Annotated in this window: 14 protein-coding genes; 7 read left to right on the forward strand and 7 right to left on the reverse strand. The window is 43.8% G+C overall.

The features are described 5' to 3' along the window. Nucleotides 1-33 precede the first annotated feature (33 nt). The 6 genes from WR49_RS09405 to pspF form a co-directional block, all read right to left on the reverse strand. On the reverse strand, nucleotides 34-816 hold the full coding sequence (locus WR49_RS09405; protein WP_017057090.1) for a peptide ABC transporter ATP-binding protein: 783 nt from the start codon (nucleotides 814-816) through the stop codon (nucleotides 34-36). After that, the gene (locus WR49_RS09410) at nucleotides 813-1,814 is read right to left on the reverse strand and encodes a peptide ABC transporter ATP-binding protein (RefSeq protein WP_017057091.1); all 1,002 of its coding nucleotides are present in this window, start codon (nucleotides 1,812-1,814) and stop codon (nucleotides 813-815) included. The genes WR49_RS09405 and WR49_RS09410 overlap by 4 nt, the downstream gene beginning before the upstream one ends. Next, nucleotides 1,814-2,701: a putrescine export ABC transporter permease SapC gene (gene sapC, locus WR49_RS09415; protein ID WP_017057092.1), complete on the reverse strand. Its 888-nt coding sequence runs from the start codon at nucleotides 2,699-2,701 to the stop codon at nucleotides 1,814-1,816. The genes WR49_RS09410 and sapC overlap by 1 nt, the downstream gene beginning before the upstream one ends. Beyond that, complete coding sequence (locus WR49_RS09420; RefSeq protein ID WP_046223827.1) at nucleotides 2,688-3,650, reverse strand: ABC transporter permease; 963 nt, start codon at nucleotides 3,648-3,650, stop codon at nucleotides 2,688-2,690. Before WR49_RS09420 ends, sapC begins: the two co-directional genes overlap by 14 nt. Continuing rightward, nucleotides 3,650-5,272 (reverse strand): ABC transporter substrate-binding protein SapA, encoded by a 1,623-nt coding sequence (gene sapA, locus WR49_RS09425; protein WP_046223828.1) that lies wholly within the window; start codon nucleotides 5,270-5,272, stop codon nucleotides 3,650-3,652. The genes WR49_RS09420 and sapA overlap by 1 nt, the downstream gene beginning before the upstream one ends. Nucleotides 5,273-5,374: 102 nt before the next feature. After that, nucleotides 5,375-6,397 carry a phage shock protein operon transcriptional activator gene (pspF, locus tag WR49_RS09430; protein WP_046223829.1) on the reverse strand — a complete coding sequence of 341 codons (1,023 nt, stop codon included), beginning with the start codon at nucleotides 6,395-6,397 and terminating at the stop codon, nucleotides 5,375-5,377. A 319-nt stretch (nucleotides 6,398-6,716) separates the two neighbouring features. Between pspF and pspA the strand changes: the two genes are divergently transcribed. The 7 genes from pspA to WR49_RS09465 all read left to right on the forward strand — a co-directional run bounded on the left by pspA (nucleotide 6,717) and on the right by WR49_RS09465 (nucleotide 14,041). Further along, nucleotides 6,717-7,388, forward strand: a complete 672-nt coding sequence (gene pspA, locus WR49_RS09435) for a phage shock protein PspA (protein WP_017057096.1) — start codon at nucleotides 6,717-6,719, stop codon at nucleotides 7,386-7,388. A gap of 14 nt (nucleotides 7,389-7,402) precedes the next feature. Beyond that, nucleotides 7,403-7,636 (forward strand): envelope stress response membrane protein PspB, encoded by a 234-nt coding sequence (gene pspB / locus WR49_RS09440; RefSeq protein WP_017057097.1) that lies wholly within the window; start codon nucleotides 7,403-7,405, stop codon nucleotides 7,634-7,636. Beyond that, nucleotides 7,629-8,015, forward strand: coding sequence for an envelope stress response membrane protein PspC (gene pspC, locus WR49_RS09445; protein WP_046223830.1), 387 nt, complete (start codon nucleotides 7,629-7,631; stop codon nucleotides 8,013-8,015). The genes pspB and pspC overlap by 8 nt, the downstream gene beginning before the upstream one ends. A 157-nt stretch (nucleotides 8,016-8,172) precedes the next feature. Continuing rightward, nucleotides 8,173-9,207: an efflux RND transporter periplasmic adaptor subunit gene (locus WR49_RS09450; protein WP_046223831.1), complete on the forward strand. Its 1,035-nt coding sequence runs from the start codon at nucleotides 8,173-8,175 to the stop codon at nucleotides 9,205-9,207. A gap of 1 nt (nucleotide 9,208) precedes the next feature. After that, on the forward strand, nucleotides 9,209-10,294 hold the full coding sequence (locus tag WR49_RS09455) for an efflux RND transporter periplasmic adaptor subunit (protein WP_046223832.1): 1,086 nt from the start codon (nucleotides 9,209-9,211) through the stop codon (nucleotides 10,292-10,294). Beyond that, nucleotides 10,287-13,397, forward strand: a complete 3,111-nt coding sequence (locus WR49_RS09460) for an efflux RND transporter permease subunit (protein ID WP_046223833.1) — start codon at nucleotides 10,287-10,289, stop codon at nucleotides 13,395-13,397. The genes WR49_RS09455 and WR49_RS09460 overlap by 8 nt, the downstream gene beginning before the upstream one ends. A 77-nt stretch (nucleotides 13,398-13,474) precedes the next feature. After that, the gene (locus tag WR49_RS09465; protein ID WP_017057102.1) at nucleotides 13,475-14,041 is read left to right on the forward strand and encodes a DNA-3-methyladenine glycosylase I; all 567 of its coding nucleotides are present in this window, start codon (nucleotides 13,475-13,477) and stop codon (nucleotides 14,039-14,041) included. 106 nt (nucleotides 14,042-14,147) lie between these two features. Here WR49_RS09465 and WR49_RS09470 read toward each other — a convergent pair whose 3' ends face one another. Continuing rightward, the gene (locus tag WR49_RS09470; RefSeq protein WP_046223834.1) at nucleotides 14,148-15,332 is read right to left on the reverse strand and encodes a cystathionine beta-lyase; all 1,185 of its coding nucleotides are present in this window, start codon (nucleotides 15,330-15,332) and stop codon (nucleotides 14,148-14,150) included. Nucleotides 15,333-15,382 lie beyond the last annotated feature (50 nt).

Here is a 15,382-nt window from a genome sequence, read left to right on the forward strand (position 1 = left end):
AATTATGGTAGAGATGGGAGCTTAGGCGATAAGCTAGTGATTGGGTGCTTTGAAGAAATGGCTTTCCACTAACCTTTGTGTGATCTGATGGCTTGGATTGGTTAAGACTTCATGTGTATCACCAGCTTCAACCACACTACCTTCGTGCATGACGATGATCTTATCGGTGATGTGTTTAATGATACCTATGTGCTGAGATACGTACACAAACGATACCCCCATTTCTTCTTGCAGCTCTAAGAATAGGTTAATGATCTGAGAGCGCATGGCCATGTCTAAACCATTCAACGCTTCATCTGCCACAATGATGGATGGCTGAAGTATCAAGGCTCGAGCCAAACAAACCCTCTGTTTTTGACCCGCAGCCAGCATTTGTGGGTAAAAATAAGCATGTTCAGGTAAGAGGCCAACTCGTAATAGTGTGTCTCTCACACGGCGCATACGTGCTTCTGGCGGCATGTTAGTGTTTCTTTTTAACGGACCTTCAAGAATGAGGCCAATCTGAATTCGCGGGTTTAGTGATGTGTTCGGATCTTGGAAGATCATTCGAATCAGTTTACAGCGAGTTGAGTAGTCTTTGTGCTCCAGCTTTTCACCATTCACACGAATTTCGCCCCCTGTTGGCTCAACCATGCCTGCCAGCATTCGCGCCAATGTTGATTTACCAGAGCCATTTTGACCGATAAACCCAATGGTTTGGCCAGCTTCAAGAGTGAAACTTACAGGTTTAACTGCCTGGTGAATCTTTTTACGGAAAAGACCGGAGCGTGTTGTAAAGTCTTTAGATAATTCATTGACTTCTAATAAAGCACTCATGATTTCTTTTTCTTCTCCATATTTAGAGGAAAATGACAATTAAACTTATGGCTTTTAATACGTTTGGTGTAAGGAATCTCAACACATTGCCTTTGTGCGTAGGGACAACGAGGGCCCAATCGGCAACCGATAGGAAGATGCTGTAGTGGAGGGATAGACCCCGGTAGTGATTGCAACTTCTCTTTATGCGGTATCCAATCGTTGAAATCTGGCATCGCTTTAAGCAAAGCAACCGTATAGGGATGCTTAGGCGCATCTAGTAACTTCTGGGTATCTGCAGACTCGACTGATTGGCCACAGTACATGACGGTAATACGAGTTGCCCATTGTGTAATGGTGGTTAAATCATGGCCGATTAGCACGATAGTCGTGTTATTGAGCTGGTTCATTCGGCTCAATAAGCGCAATATTTGAGACTGTGTAATTGGGTCTAAATCGTTGGTCGGTTCATCAGCGATTAATATTTTTGGCTTAGCCGCAATCGCCATGGCTATCATCACTTTTTGACACTGACCATCGGTAAGCTCATAGGAATAACTGTCCATCAAGCGAGAGTGATCTTTGATACCGACTTTATGAATTAAGGTGATAGCTTGTTTCTTACGCCACTTAAACCTTTGCCACCACTTTCCTTCAAATGAATGGGAAGGAATTGATTCGATAAGTTGACGACCGACTTTTTCCGAAGGGTCGAGACAAGAAGATGGCTCTTGAAAGATCATTGCGATATCGCGTGCAATCACCCTGCGCCGCTCTTTGGGCGTCAGTTGCAAGAGATCAATATTACCAAGACGCATTCGATCGGCAGATACCTTCCAGTTCTCTTTACAAACGCCAACAATCGCTTTTGCAACCAAACTTTTACCTGAGCCGGACTCTCCTACGAGACCACGAATTTCCCCTTCGTTAAGAGTAAGGCTCATGCGGTCAACTGCTTTAACAAGCCCTTGAGGGGTTTCAATTTCGATAGTCAAATGTCGAATATCAAGTAACGGCATTATTCGATTCCTGCGTTTAAAGCTTGGCGAACACCTTCACCTACAAGGTTAATAACAATAACAGTAAACATAATCGCTAAACCAGGCAGGGTTACTGTCCATGGTGCTAAGTAAATAAGCTCAACTGAATCACCTAAGATAGCCCCCCATTCAGTGCTTGGAGCTTGTGCTCCTAAGCCTAAAAAACCGAGCGCTGTGATGTCGAGGATTGCTACCGACAATGCGAGTGTTATTTCAAGCGCAACCACGGTAAGAATATTCGGAACGATTGAATTCCATAATAGATAAAAGTTGTTCGCACCATCAAGGCGAGAAGCCAGAATATAGTCTTTCTCAACCTCTGCATGCACCGCAATGTAAACAGAGCGAATAAAGCGTGGTATCAGTGCCAAACAGAGTGCGAGGAATATATTAAATTCACCAAAGCCAAGGAATGCTACGAAAATAATGGCGAGTAGCAAAGATGGGATTGACATCACTGTATCTAGCAAGTGATTCAAAGTACTTGATAGGAGGCCGCGCGTCATCCCCGCGAATACACCAATCAAACAACCGATCACAGCAGCAATGAAGGTAATAATAACAGCGGCACCAAACGTCAACTGTGAGCCAATGATGAGACGCGAAAGGATATCTCGTCCTAAGTCATCAGTACCTAAGAAATACTCAACGGTGCCTGTAGGATCCCAAGAGGGTGGGGTCAACAAATGACCTGTTTGCTCTTGAGCATCATGAGGCGCTAACCAAGGTGAAGTAATTGTCACTAGAATGATCAAAGCTAAGCACCACAAGCCAAACATCGAGAGGTTATTCGCACGAAAGCTTCGCCAGAAACGCTCAAACTGGGTTGGAATTTGTTCTTCTTGGTAGATGTTATTTGTTAGCATACCATTCCTTTCTTACCAGAGGATTGATCATCGCTCCCAGTAGATCTGAAAGAATATTAGCGGTCAGAACTAGGGTTGCTACCACGATGACGCCTGCTTGAATAGAAACGTAATCTTGGTTGGATAGGGCATCTAACAACCAACGACCAATACCCGGCCAGTTAAAAATGGACTCTGTAATGATCGCGAGTGTTAACATACTCGACAGTTGAACACCGACTTTTGGAATGATCGGTGGGATTGCATTCCTTAATACGTGCTGCATGACAATTTCTCTCGTCGAAAGGCCTTTAATTCGTGCTGCTCGGATATAGTTTTGTGTCATCACTTCTGCAACCGATGATCTCATCAGTCGGATAACTTGAGTCGTCGGAGCTAATGCCAAAACAAGACAAGGTAAAGCCATGTGTTCAAGAACACTTTGCAGGGCATGGGCTCGATACTTACCTTCTGCAAAGAAAGTATCAATCATCGCAAAACCTGTTACGTGCTCAATCTCATAAAGTAGATCGTATCGCCCCCCGACTGGGAATATTTCAAAATGCAGTGAAAACACCATAATCATTAACAACGCGACCCAAAATATAGGAGCAGAGTAACCTGCCATTGAGGTAAACGAGATGGTAGTATCGACCAATTTACCTTGTCTCATACCGGCGATGGTGCCGAAAGGAATGCCAATAAATAGAGCCAGAACGAAAGCAAAGAAACACAGTTCTAACGTTGCTGGGAATACGATGGCAAGTTCATCGATGATAGGTGCACCGTGTTTACTTAGGCCAAAATTAAGGGTCGATAACTCTGTAATATAGCTAATCCAACCGGGCCAGAAATCTTGAATTGCCCAAGGAGAAGTTTGGTCTAGTCGAAGTAGCGAAAAGCCCACTAAAGTCAGGATCGCAAGCGTAATAACAAATAAATTTACACGTCTTAATGTATACCAAAACATCAGTTCACCTCTCTTCTGACTTGATCAAAAGGTTGAGCGTTGAACGGGCTCTGTTTGAAACCGGTCAGTGAACGGTCGTGGACGCGGAATTGCACGCCGTGTGCGAGAGGGATCACAGGAACTTCTTCGTTCAATATGTTTTGGGCTTGTCGATACAGGTTCACACGGTGCCTTTGTTGATTTATTTCCAAGGCTAAGTCGAGAAGGAAATCAAAATCCGAATTACACCACATAGAGACGTTTAGGCCTGCGCGTTCAGAGCTACAAGAGAGGAGGGGGCGCAAAAAATTATCAGGGTCACCGGTGTTACCTATCCAACCTGTAAGCAGTAAGTCTGTTGATGCTATGGATGATAGTTGAGTACGATCGAAACGGTCGTCGGTATAAAGTTTGAGGTCGATTCCAATATCGGCCAAGTTCGCTTGGATTAGCTCTGCGGTTTTTCTTGGACTTGGATTGTAAGCTCTTGGTTCTAGCGGTACCCACATTGAAAGCTCTAATCCTGGTTCTACTCCAGCTTCTCTAAGAAGAGCTAGTGCATAATTGCGGTCATAGCGAACTTGAATCGTGTCTTTCTGATAAGCCCAAGATGTTGGTGGTAACAACGCGTAAGCTTTAGTCCCCGTACCATAGTACACAGAGTCGAGTATATTTTGACGATTTATGGCTAAATTGAGCGCCTTGCGAACTCGTGAGTCACTTAGTGCAGGGTGTTCAGTATTAAGCGCAATGAAAGAGACATTGACCGCTGGTGTCGCCGTAATCACCAGTTCTTCGTTAGCTTGAATGATTGGGATTTGGCTAGAAATTGGCGAGTTCAGCACGTCACATTCATTACGAAGCAGTTTGGCGAGTGTGCCAGTTCCGCGTTGTGATGTGTCGAACACTACTTGGTCCATTTTTACGCCACCCTTCCAGTACTGTTTGTTCTTTTTCAAGCGTACAAGGTCGTTGATTTGGTATTCATCTAAGTAGAATGGACCGGTGCCAACCGGTTTAGAATCGATTTCATTTTTCTCGTCAGCAGCGAGTAGCTTATTGGCATATTCTTTGGAGTGAATCACCGCATAGCTGGTGGCTATATTATTGAGAAATGAATTGTCTGGACGGCTAAGTTGGAATTTAACTGTTAGGTCATCAACAGCCGTAATATCGACAATTAAGTTTTTGAAATCGATCCCTGCAAACCATGGGTATAGACCGCCACCCACATAATGGAATGGGTTCGAACTATCAATAACACGCTTAAAACTGAAAACCACATCTTGTGCGTTCATACTTCGAGTAGGGGTAAACCAATCTGTGGTTTGGAACGAAACGTTTGGACGCAATATGAAAGTGTATTCCATACCCGTTTTATCGACAGACCAACTTGTCGCTAAGTTCTGTTTTGGTCGATAAGTCATAGGGTCGAGAGTTAGCAGTGTGTCGAAGATTTGAGGGCTCAGCGACTCTGATGTAATTCCACTATCAACCAGCTGAGGATTGAAGGTAGTAGGGTTACCTTGGCCGCAATAAACGAAGCCTTTCTCTCGAATTTTCTCGTGATCCACACTTTCACCACATCCAGCTAAAAAGCTCAGCGTACAGATGCTCAGTGATAGTTTTATTAGTGCATTCATAAAAAGAAATACTTTTCGAAACGAGGCATTAGAAGAGCCTCAAGATCCGCATAATTTAACATTTTATTTATTCTGCTCCAAATAATAATCCTGTGTGGTCAGCTATTTGTCGTTAACCGATCCGACAATCGCGTATTTCCTCACCATACCTCTTAGTTGGTTGTAGGTCAGTCCAAGTAATTCTGCAGCCTGTTTTTGATTGAATTTGCTTTGTTTTAAGGCTTGATTGAGTAGCTTAATGTCTTGTTGTTCTTGCCATGCTTTGTAGTCAAGTGGCAGAGGAAATGGGCCTTCAGGTGAAGTATGGTCGCTGGATGGCTTATTGCCAATTTCTTGAGTTGAAACCTGCTCAGTTTTCCATACTGGTTTAAATGGGTTAAACACCAAAGATTCAATAGGATATGGTTTTTTACCGTGTTGATAGACTGCTCGTTCAATGACGTTCTTGAGTTCTCTGACATTTCCCGGCCAAGAATAATCTAGCAACGTCTCAACGGCTGAAGTGGTAAAGCCGACAAATAGCTCTAGCTCTAATTCTCGACACATCTTGATGGCGTAATATTCGGCCAGCAATGTAATGTCTTCTTTACGTTCACGAAGCGGTGGGATAGTAATCACGTCAAACGCTAGTCTATCTAATAGATCCGGTCTGAAGTCGCCTTTTAATGCCATATCTGGCAAGTCTGCATTGGTCGCGCATACTAATCTTACGTTCGCACTTAACGCCTTTTGCCCACCCACGCGTTCGTACTGGCCGTATTCAATAACGCGTAATAGCTTCTCTTGAACAGAAAGAGGAGCTGTGGCTAGTTCATCAAGAAACAGTGTACCACCTTCGGCTCTTTCAAAGCGTCCTTGATGACGCCCTTTTGAGCCTGTGAAAGAGCCCGATTCATGCCCAAATAGTTCAGAGTCAATCAACCCTTCACTGAGTGTTGAGCAGTTTAGGGATATCAACGGCTGATCCCAGCGCTTAGACAGATAATGGAGCCGTTGAGCGATCAGTTCTTTACCAGTACCGCGCTCTCCAATGATCAGAACTGGTCTTTCGATTGGTGCTAATTGAGAAACTTTATCTAAAACTGAGAGAAAGCTAGGTGATTCACCTATGAGGTTCTGCTGCATAGAAAGTCCTTGTATGATTTGAGTGCTATTGGACGTTATCTAGAGTTCTTTGTTTAGATATCTTCATTCAGATAACATAAGTTAAGTAACCATATTGATTGGCGAAAAATACCAATACTTGGCTAAATTCATCATAGCATGGTTCAAATTAATCACCATTTTATTGTAAGTTACTGATTATATATGGTTTAAGAGTTGGCACACTACTTGGATTACTTGCAGTAGGTTTAATAATAAACGTAAATTTGTGAGCAAGTGAATTAGAAGTCGAACAACGATTTAAAGCACATTTGCCGTCATTGTAATTAAGGAGTTCCTCATGGGTATTTTTTCTCGCTTTGCAGACATTGTAAATTCAAACATCAGTGCACTATTAGATAAGGCTGAAGATCCTGAAAAGATGATTCGCCTGATTATTCAAGAAATGGAAGACACGTTGGTTGAAGTTCGGACTAACTCAGCAAAAGCCATTGCAGACAAAAAGGAACTAGCGCGTAAAGTTGAAGCTATCGAAACGCAGATTTTAGATTGGCAAAATAAAGCGACGCTAGCACTGACGAAACAACGTGAAGATTTGGCTAGAGCGGCGCTGATTGAAAAGCAAAAACTGGAAGATATCCTTAAGAGTCTGCATACCGAACAAACTTTGGTTCATGAAACGATTGAAAAGCTAACCAGCGAGATTGGTAAGCTAGAAACCAAAATCGCCGAGACTCGCGCAAAGCAGCAAGCTTTAATGATTCGTAATAATGCCGCGAGCAATCGTCGTGATGTTCAAAAACACCTGCATTCAAGCAAAACCAACGAAGCAATGGCGAAGTTTGAGCAATTCTCGCGTAAAGTGGATGAATTAGAAGCTGAAGCAGACGTTTACGCAAAAACAGGTAATGCAAAATCTCTAGACCAAGAATTTGCAGAGCTACAAGCTCAAGATGAAATTGAACAAGAGCTAGCGAAACTGAAGCAACAAGTTGAAAACCGCGATAAATAATTTAGGAGTTGTCTATGTCAACATTTCTAATTGCAGGTCCACTGATTGTCTTCTTGATCTTCGTGGCACCGCTATGGTTATTCTTACATTACCGCAGCAAGAAGAAGTCCAGTAACGGTCTTTCTGAAACGGATCTTCAGCGCTTGCACAAGCTTTCAGCTCAAGCTGAATCTATGCAAGACCGTGTGAAAACGCTAGAAAAAATACTGGATTCGGAGTCACCTAACTGGAGGCGAAACTATGAGTAAAGAACTGTATCGCGATACGATTAACGGAAAATTGTCTGGTGTGTGTGCAGGGTTAGCGAACTACTTTGGCCTTGAAGTATGGTTGGTTCGTATCTTGGTTATCTCTGCCGCACTGCTTGGAGGCAGCTTCCTCGTTTTACTCGCGTATTTAGCTTTGACGTTCATGCTTGAAAAACAACCGTCCCAGTATGTCGATGAAATGAAAGCCAAGCAAGAGCATACATTGAAGCAAAAACCTTGGGAAAAAGGACAAACAGCCGAGTCTTTATTGGGCACTCTAGAAGGTGATTTCCAGAAGTTAGAGACGAGTGTGCGCAACATGGAAGCCTATGTCACCTCAGATACTTTTAAAGTCGACCGCGAATTTAAGAGAATGTAGTAGTAAAACCGAAAAATATTAGATAGTGGTTTGGGACGGCTGATCCTAAACCATTATTATTTTTGATAATTTTGTCTAAATAAATCTTACGATAATTGGTAAGTTACTTGTGATTAATCTATGTTATAAAAATATTTATAATTATGGATGATTACCAATGTATAGAGCCTCCGTAGTCCTATTGACAGCCATCGCTGGGTTGTTTGGGTGTGGTAAGGAGCTTCCTCCGGTACCTGAGCCTGATTCTAGGCCCGCCAAACTCTTCACTGTCTCTGTCGGCAATAATGCCTTTGAACGTAGCTTTCCTGCCACCACAGAAGCCGGTAATAAAGCAGTCCTTGCATTCCGTGTTCCCGGGTTACTTCAGACTATTGACGTCACTTCGGGTCAACAGGTTACTAAAGGCGACGCACTTGCAACACTAAATCCAGATGAATATCAGTTGTTAGAGAAACAAGCGAGGGCCAACTTTAAGCTTGCTGATGTACAGTATCAACGTGCGATCAAATTACGTAAAGATCGCGTGGTTTCAGAACAAGATTTCGACCAAGCGAAAGCCAATCACAATTCCGCTAAAGCTGTTCTTAATCAAGCTAAAGCAAACCTGCGTTACACGACCCTAGTCGCGCCTTACGATGGAACAATTTCCATCATTCCAGCTGAAAACCATGAATATATCGCTGCGAAACAAGGTGTGATGAATATTCAAACCAATCAGGTTCTTAAAGTCGTTTTCCTATTACCCGATCAACTTATCTCGCGCTTTTCTTCTGGGTTCGAAACCGACGCAACCATGGTATTTGATGCGTTCCCTGAAAACCCTTACGCTTTAACCTTCCAAGAGGTTGATACCGAAGCGGATCCGAAAACAAGTTCATATAAAGTAACGATGGTGATGGAAAGACCAACCGATATCGGTATTTTGCCGGGCATGTCTGGCACGGTAAATATCGTGTCTGCTCTCGCTGCGGCAACCAAAATACCAACCTCTGCCATGATGACCGATGGTGATGATGTGTCAGTGTGGCGTGTTAATAATGACGGTATTGTTGAGAATGTGGCAATCGTGATTGATGAAAAGCGTCATATTGTCTCTGGGCTGAACGATGGAGACCGTATTGTCACTTCTGGCGTTAATGGTCTTGAACCGGGTGTTAAGGTTCGAGAGTGGGTTAAGGAAAGGGGGCTATAACATGAAAACACTTAAAGTGGCCGCCGGCCTGTCGTGTTTAGCCTTACTGACGGCTTGTGAAGATAAACAAGTGGTAGAAGTGGATAACACGCCCTTGGTTAAAGCCGTCGAGATTTCAGTCATCGATTTTAGCGATAAGCTTTATTTCCCGGCGGTGGCTAATGCTGCAGAGAAAGCCCGCCTTAGCTTTCGTGTCGCAGGAGAGATCAATAAGCTGGATGTAAAAGAAGGTGAGCGGGTTAAAGCCGGAGACATCATTGCTGAGTTAGATCCTACCGATTACCAATTGGATGTAGACAACGCTCAGGCGCGTTACACGGTAATCAACAGCCAATATAGGCGTTCGAGTCCGCTCGTGAAGAAAGGGCTATTAGCGAAATCGCAGTTTGATGAAATCGCCGCGCAACGTCAGATTGCTTATTCGGAATTAGAGCTTGCTAAATTACGGTTATCGTTCACTAAGCTTCGTGCCCCAGTTGATGGGATTATCTCTCGAGTCAGTGTTGACCAATATGAAAATATTCAGGTTGGCCAACAGGTTGTGAATATTCACAGTGTTGAGAATGTGGAAGTGGTTATCCAACTACCAGACCAGGTTTATGTGAACCAGCCAAGCGAACAACTTTTATCGAATGTAGAAGCTTTGGTTCGAGTACCCAGTGGTAATGAATACACGGCGAGTATTAAGGAGTTCACGACTGAACCAGACCCAAGCACTGGGACTTTCACCGTTACACTTGCTTTACCTATGCCAAAAGATGATTTGATTCTTGATGGTATGGCCGTTGATGTGACTTCTAATGGGCGAGATATCGGTTTGGATTTAAAAGCCGGCGTCCTTATTCCAATCGAAGCTGTCTTTAATGCCGATGGTGATGAGTTAACTCGTCAAAACTCTTATGTGTGGGTACTTAATGATGACAACACCGTCTCGAAGCAGCAAGTTGTGTTAGGAAAAGCAAACCAGAAGACATTGCAGATAATGAAAGGATTAGAAATGGGGCAGCATGTTGTTGTTGCAGGCGTATCGCGATTGCGAAATGGGATGACAGTGGAAGTATTATCTCAGGAGACGAACAATGAGTGAAGTAAATAACAAGCCCCAAAATGACGATCAACAGGGTGATGATCAGATCACAGGTGTTGCTTCTTACTTTATACGTAACAAAGTCATTAGCTGGATGCTATCTTTGATCTTTCTTATTGGTGGTGTCTCAGCATTTTTCGGATTGGGTCGTTTAGAAGATCCTGCCTTTACTATCAAAGATGCGATGGTCGTGACCTCTTATCCTGGAGCGACACCTCAGCAAGTGGAAGAGGAAGTGACCTACCCATTAGAGAAGGCGATTCAACAGCTTACTTATGTGGACGAAGTTAACTCTATCTCAAGCCGTGGTTTATCTCAGATAACGGTAACGATGAAGAATAACTATGGTCCTGATGATCTTCCGCAAATCTGGGACGAGCTTCGCCGAAAAGTGAATGATCTTAAGGTGGAACTGCCACCCGGCGTTAATGCTCCTCAAGTCATTGATGACTTCGGTGACGTTTACGGTATTTTGCTGGCGGTGACGGGAGATGGTTATAGTTACAAAGAGCTGCTGGATTATATTGATTACCTAAGGCGAGAGATGGAGTTGGTTGATGGGGTCAGTAAAGTCTCTGTTTCCGGTCAACAGCAAGAGCAAGTGTTCATTGAGATATCGATGAAACGTATTAGCTCTTTGGGCCTATCTCCGAGCACTGTATTTAACCTTTTATCAACTCAAAACATTGTATCAAGTGCTGGTGCGGTAAGGATTGGTGATGAGTACATTCGAATTCATCCCACGGGTGAGTTCCAGAATGTTGAACAACTCGGTGATTTGATTTTGACGGAAGGTGGTGCTCAAGGCCTCATCTATTTAAAAGATGTAGCTGACGTCACTCGTGGCTATGTTGAGGTACCGAGTAACATCATTGGCTATAACGGTAAACTCGCCCTCAACCTTGGTGTCTCATTCGCGCAGGGCGTGAACGTGGTTGAGGTGGGGGAAGCCTTTGACCGACGGCTTGCAGAGCTTAAATATCAACAGCCAGTTGGTATCGACATTTCTGAGGTTTATAACCAACCAAAAGAAGTCGATAAGTCGGTAAGCGGTTTTGTAGTCAGTTTAGGGCAAGCGGTTGCAATCGTGATTGTGGTTCTCTTGTTCTTCATGGGGCTACGGTCGGGTCTTCTGATCGGTTTAATACTGCTGCTGACTGTTTTCGGTACCTTCATTTTCATGCAATACCTCAAGATCGACCTTCAACGTATTTCATTAGGCGCTTTGGTTATCGCCTTGGGGATGCTGGTGGATAATGCCATTGTGGTGGTGGAAGGAGTATTGATCGGCACGCAGAAGGGGCGAACCCGGATGCAGGCCGCCACCGATATCGTTACCCAAACCAAATGGCCATTGTTGGGTGCAACGGTTATTGCAGTCACCGCTTTTGCTCCTATTGGCTTGTCTGAAGACTCAACTGGTGAATATTGTGGCACCTTATTTACGGTGCTACTTGTCTCGTTAATGCTGAGTTGGTTTACTGCTATCTCAATTACGCCTTTCTTTGCTGACATGTTCTTCAAAGGTCAAAAGGTTGACCCTGACAACGAAGGCAAAGACCCATACAACGGAATGGTTTTTGTTATCTATAAAAACTTCCTTGAGTTCTGTATGAAGCGTGCGTGGCTCACCATGCTCGTTTTGATTATCGGTTTGGGGGCGAGTGTTTATGGTTTTGGTTTTGTGAAACAGGCTTTCTTCCCATCTTCAACCACACCAATGTTCCAAGTGGATGTGTGGATGCCGGAAGGGAGCGATATTCGTGCGACCAACACCAAGCTTAAAGTACTTGAAAGTTGGTTAGCAAAGCAGGAAGAAGTTGATCATATCACGACGACGGCAGGTAAAGGTCTACAACGCTTCATGCTGACTTACTCACCAGAGAAAAGTTATAGCGCCTATGGCGAGATAACGGTTCGTGTGAAAAGTTACGAAGTACTTGAAGGGTTGATGCTGCGTTTCCGTGAACATGTAAATGGTCAGTTTCCTGAAATTGACTATAAACTCAAACAAATAGAATTAGGTCCAGGTGGTGGTGCGAAGATTGAAGCGCGAATTGTAGGTTCTGATCCAACGGTATTACGTACAATTGCAGCTCAAGTGATGGATATAATGCATGCCGATGAAGGTGCATTTAATATTCGTCATGATTGGCGTGAAAGAACCAAGGTGCTAAAACCTCAGTTCAATGAAAGCCAAGCACGCCGTTATGGTATTACAAAATCAGACGTTGATGATTTCCTCGCGATGTCTTTCTCTGGTAAGTCGATTGGTGTGTATCGTGATGGTACAACGTTGATGCCGATTGTGGCTCGTTTACCAGAAGGTGAGCGTGTCGACATTCGTAACATCGAAGGCATGAAGATCTGGAGCCCAGCATTAAGTGAATACATCCCATTGCAACAAGTCACGTTAGGCTACGAGCTGGAATGGGAAGATCCACTGATCATTCGTAAGAACCGTAAGCGCATGCTAACGGTAATGGCCGATAATGACTTGTTGGGTGAAGAAACTGCTTCGACTCTGCAAAAACGATTACAACCACAAATTGAAGCGATTGAGATGCCTCCGGGTTACTCATTGGAATGGGGTGGTGAATATGAATCGTCAGCAGATGCACAGGCGTCACTGTTCACAACCATGCCTCTTGGCTATTTGTTCATGTTCTTGATTACCGTGTTCTTATTTAACTCAGTGAAAGAGCCTTTAATTGTTTGGTTAACGGTTCCGTTGGCGTTAATAGGGGTAACGACAGGCCTGTTAGCCTTGAATACACCATTTGGTTTTATGGCGCTGTTAGGTTTCTTGAGTTTATCGGGAATGCTGCTCAAAAACGGTATTGTACTGCTGGATCAAATTGAGATTGAAATGAAGTCAGGTAAAGATCCGTACATAGCGGTTGTTGACGCTGCATTAAGCCGTGTTCGTCCGGTATGCATGGCCGCGATTACGACCATTTTAGGTATGATCCCGTTACTGCCTGATATCTTTTTCAAGCCAATGGCAGTAACCATTATGTTTGGTTTAGGCTTTGCGACTGTACTGACGTTAATCGTAGTACCTGTGTTGTATCGTCTATTCCATAAGATTAAAGTGGCTTAACGGCAATTAACCTTTGAAATAGTGCCCCTGAATGGGGCGTTATTTTTATATACCGATTGATAAAAGAGAATACAAAAATGGCAGCGAACACATCGGATAGAACCTGCGCATGGGCTCTTAAACATGAACTGGAAAGGGAATATCACGACGCTGAGTGGGGCGTACCTGTTTACGACGACCAAGTGTTGTTTGAATTCATTACGTTAGAGGGGGCACAAGCTGGCCTGAGTTGGATCACGATACTCAAAAAGCGCGAAGGCTACCGTGCCGCATTTGATAACTATGATCTCAACAAGCTAGCCGAACTCAATGAAGACAATGTGGCGAATATCATTGAAAACTTCGATGTGGTTAAGCATAAGGGTAAGATTGCTTCGGTATACAACAATGCGCGAGCAACGCTTGAATTACAGAAAGAGTTCGGCTCTCTTTCAAATGCCTTATGGCAATTTGTCGATAACGAAGTGATTGTGAATCAATGGACCGAGATGTCTCAAGTTCCCGCTTCTACCGAGCAATCTAAAGCGATGAGTAAGTTTTTGAAAAAGAGAGGCTTTAAGTTTGTCGGGGAAACAATCTGTTACGCGTTCATGCAAGCGACCGGTATGGTCAATGATCACTTAGTCGGTTGTCCTCATAAATAAAGTGCTATTTCTTTTGACGAAATAATTGTGAGGCAATCGAATATAGAAAAGGCAGGATAGTCCTGCCTTTTTGATATGAATAATACGATTGGTATGACTCTTAAAATTAAACCAGAGCGCTGTAACGTTCTAAGCCACCTTCTAGATCTGCAATCAAGTCATCGACGTCTTCTAAGCCGATATGAACGCGTATCAGAGTTCCTTCTAAGTTTGGGTTTGCTACGGTTCTCAGGCTGTTAAAGCTGCTTGGTTCATTCGCTAGAATCAAACTCTCAAATCCACCCCATGAGTAACCCATGCTAAAGTGGGTCATGCCGTCAAGCAGCGCCGTCGTTGCTTGTGGGTTTGAGTTCTTTAAAACAAAAGAGAACAAGCCATTACCACCAGTAAAATCTCGTTTGAAGAACTCATGGCCAGGGCAAGTCTCTAGAGCCGGGTGACGAACGTGGTCAACTTCAGGACGAGTCTCTAACCATTTTGCGACTTTCAAGCTACTTTCTGCGTGTTGGCGTAGTCGAACATCAAGAGTCCGAATACCACGAAGACCAAGATAAGCGTCATCTGGAGAGACACATTGTCCCATCAAGTAACTCTGTTCTCGTAGTTGTTCCCAGCATTTTTCGTTGGCAACAGCGGTCCCCAACATTACATCAGAATGGCCAACGATGTATTTGGTCGCTGCTTGAATCGAGATATCAACACCGAAATCAAACGGAGAGAAGTTAACGCCTGCTGCCCAAGTGTTGTCTAGCATAACGATGATTTCATGCTCGTGAGCAATACGTGCTAGTGTTGGGATGTCTTGTACTTCCATGGTGACCGAACCCGGAGACTCGGTAAAAAGCACTTTGGTGTTTGGCTTTATAAGATCTTTAATGTCTTCGCCAATGGTTGGCTTATAGTAAGTTGTTTCCACACCCATCTTTTTCATGATGGTTTCGCAAAAATCACGAGTTGGTTCGTAACAGGTGTCGACCATGAGAATATGGTCTCCTGTTTCTACAAAAGATAAGATTGCGTTTGAGATTGCTGCTGTACCACAAGGATAAAGAGCACAGCCTGCACCGCCTTCAACTTCAACCATTGCATCTTGAAACGCGAAATGAGTTGTAGTGCCACGGCGTCCGTAGAAAAGAGTCTGGTTAGCGCGATTAACGGTCGCTTTACGTTTCTCTTCTACTGTGTTGAAAACGACAGTAGAAGCTCGTTGAACTGGTGGGTTTACGACGCCATTGGTCCACTTCTTATCACGACCTGCTGTGATGAGTTTGGTGGTTTTGCTTTCGGACATGCTGTGAATTCCTTATCGATGGTTATGTTCTATTTAAAACACGCCAACAG

Origin of the sequence: Vibrio sp. ECSMB14106 (genome assembly GCF_000972265.1) — a bacterium.
Taxonomy (GTDB): Bacteria; Pseudomonadota; Gammaproteobacteria; order Enterobacterales; family Vibrionaceae; genus Vibrio; species Vibrio kanaloae.

What these genes read in the sequence shown, in the direction of transcription:
- WR49_RS09405 (WP_017057090.1), bottom strand. Translation starts at nt 816, where the DNA reads ATGAGTGCTTTATTAGAAGTCAATGAATTATCTAAAGACTTTACAACA.
- WR49_RS09410 (WP_017057091.1), bottom strand. Translation starts at nt 1,814, where the DNA reads ATGCCGTTACTTGATATTCGACATTTGACTATCGAAATTGAAACCCCT.
- sapC (WP_017057092.1), bottom strand. Translation starts at nt 2,701, where the DNA reads ATGCTAACAAATAACATCTACCAAGAAGAACAAATTCCAACCCAGTTT.
- WR49_RS09420 (WP_046223827.1), bottom strand. Translation starts at nt 3,650, where the DNA reads ATGTTTTGGTATACATTAAGACGTGTAAATTTATTTGTTATTACGCTT.
- sapA (WP_046223828.1), bottom strand. Translation starts at nt 5,272, where the DNA reads ATGAATGCACTAATAAAACTATCACTGAGCATCTGTACGCTGAGCTTT.
- pspF (WP_046223829.1), bottom strand. Translation starts at nt 6,397, where the DNA reads ATGCAGCAGAACCTCATAGGTGAATCACCTAGCTTTCTCTCAGTTTTA.
- pspA (WP_017057096.1), top strand. Translation starts at nt 6,717, where the DNA reads ATGGGTATTTTTTCTCGCTTTGCAGACATTGTAAATTCAAACATCAGT.
- pspB (WP_017057097.1), top strand. Translation starts at nt 7,403, where the DNA reads ATGTCAACATTTCTAATTGCAGGTCCACTGATTGTCTTCTTGATCTTC.
- pspC (WP_046223830.1), top strand. Translation starts at nt 7,629, where the DNA reads ATGAGTAAAGAACTGTATCGCGATACGATTAACGGAAAATTGTCTGGT.
- WR49_RS09450 (WP_046223831.1), top strand. Translation starts at nt 8,173, where the DNA reads ATGTATAGAGCCTCCGTAGTCCTATTGACAGCCATCGCTGGGTTGTTT.
- WR49_RS09455 (WP_046223832.1), top strand. Translation starts at nt 9,209, where the DNA reads ATGAAAACACTTAAAGTGGCCGCCGGCCTGTCGTGTTTAGCCTTACTG.
- WR49_RS09460 (WP_046223833.1), top strand. Translation starts at nt 10,287, where the DNA reads ATGAGTGAAGTAAATAACAAGCCCCAAAATGACGATCAACAGGGTGAT.
- WR49_RS09465 (WP_017057102.1), top strand. Translation starts at nt 13,475, where the DNA reads ATGGCAGCGAACACATCGGATAGAACCTGCGCATGGGCTCTTAAACAT.
- WR49_RS09470 (WP_046223834.1), bottom strand. Translation starts at nt 15,332, where the DNA reads ATGTCCGAAAGCAAAACCACCAAACTCATCACAGCAGGTCGTGATAAG.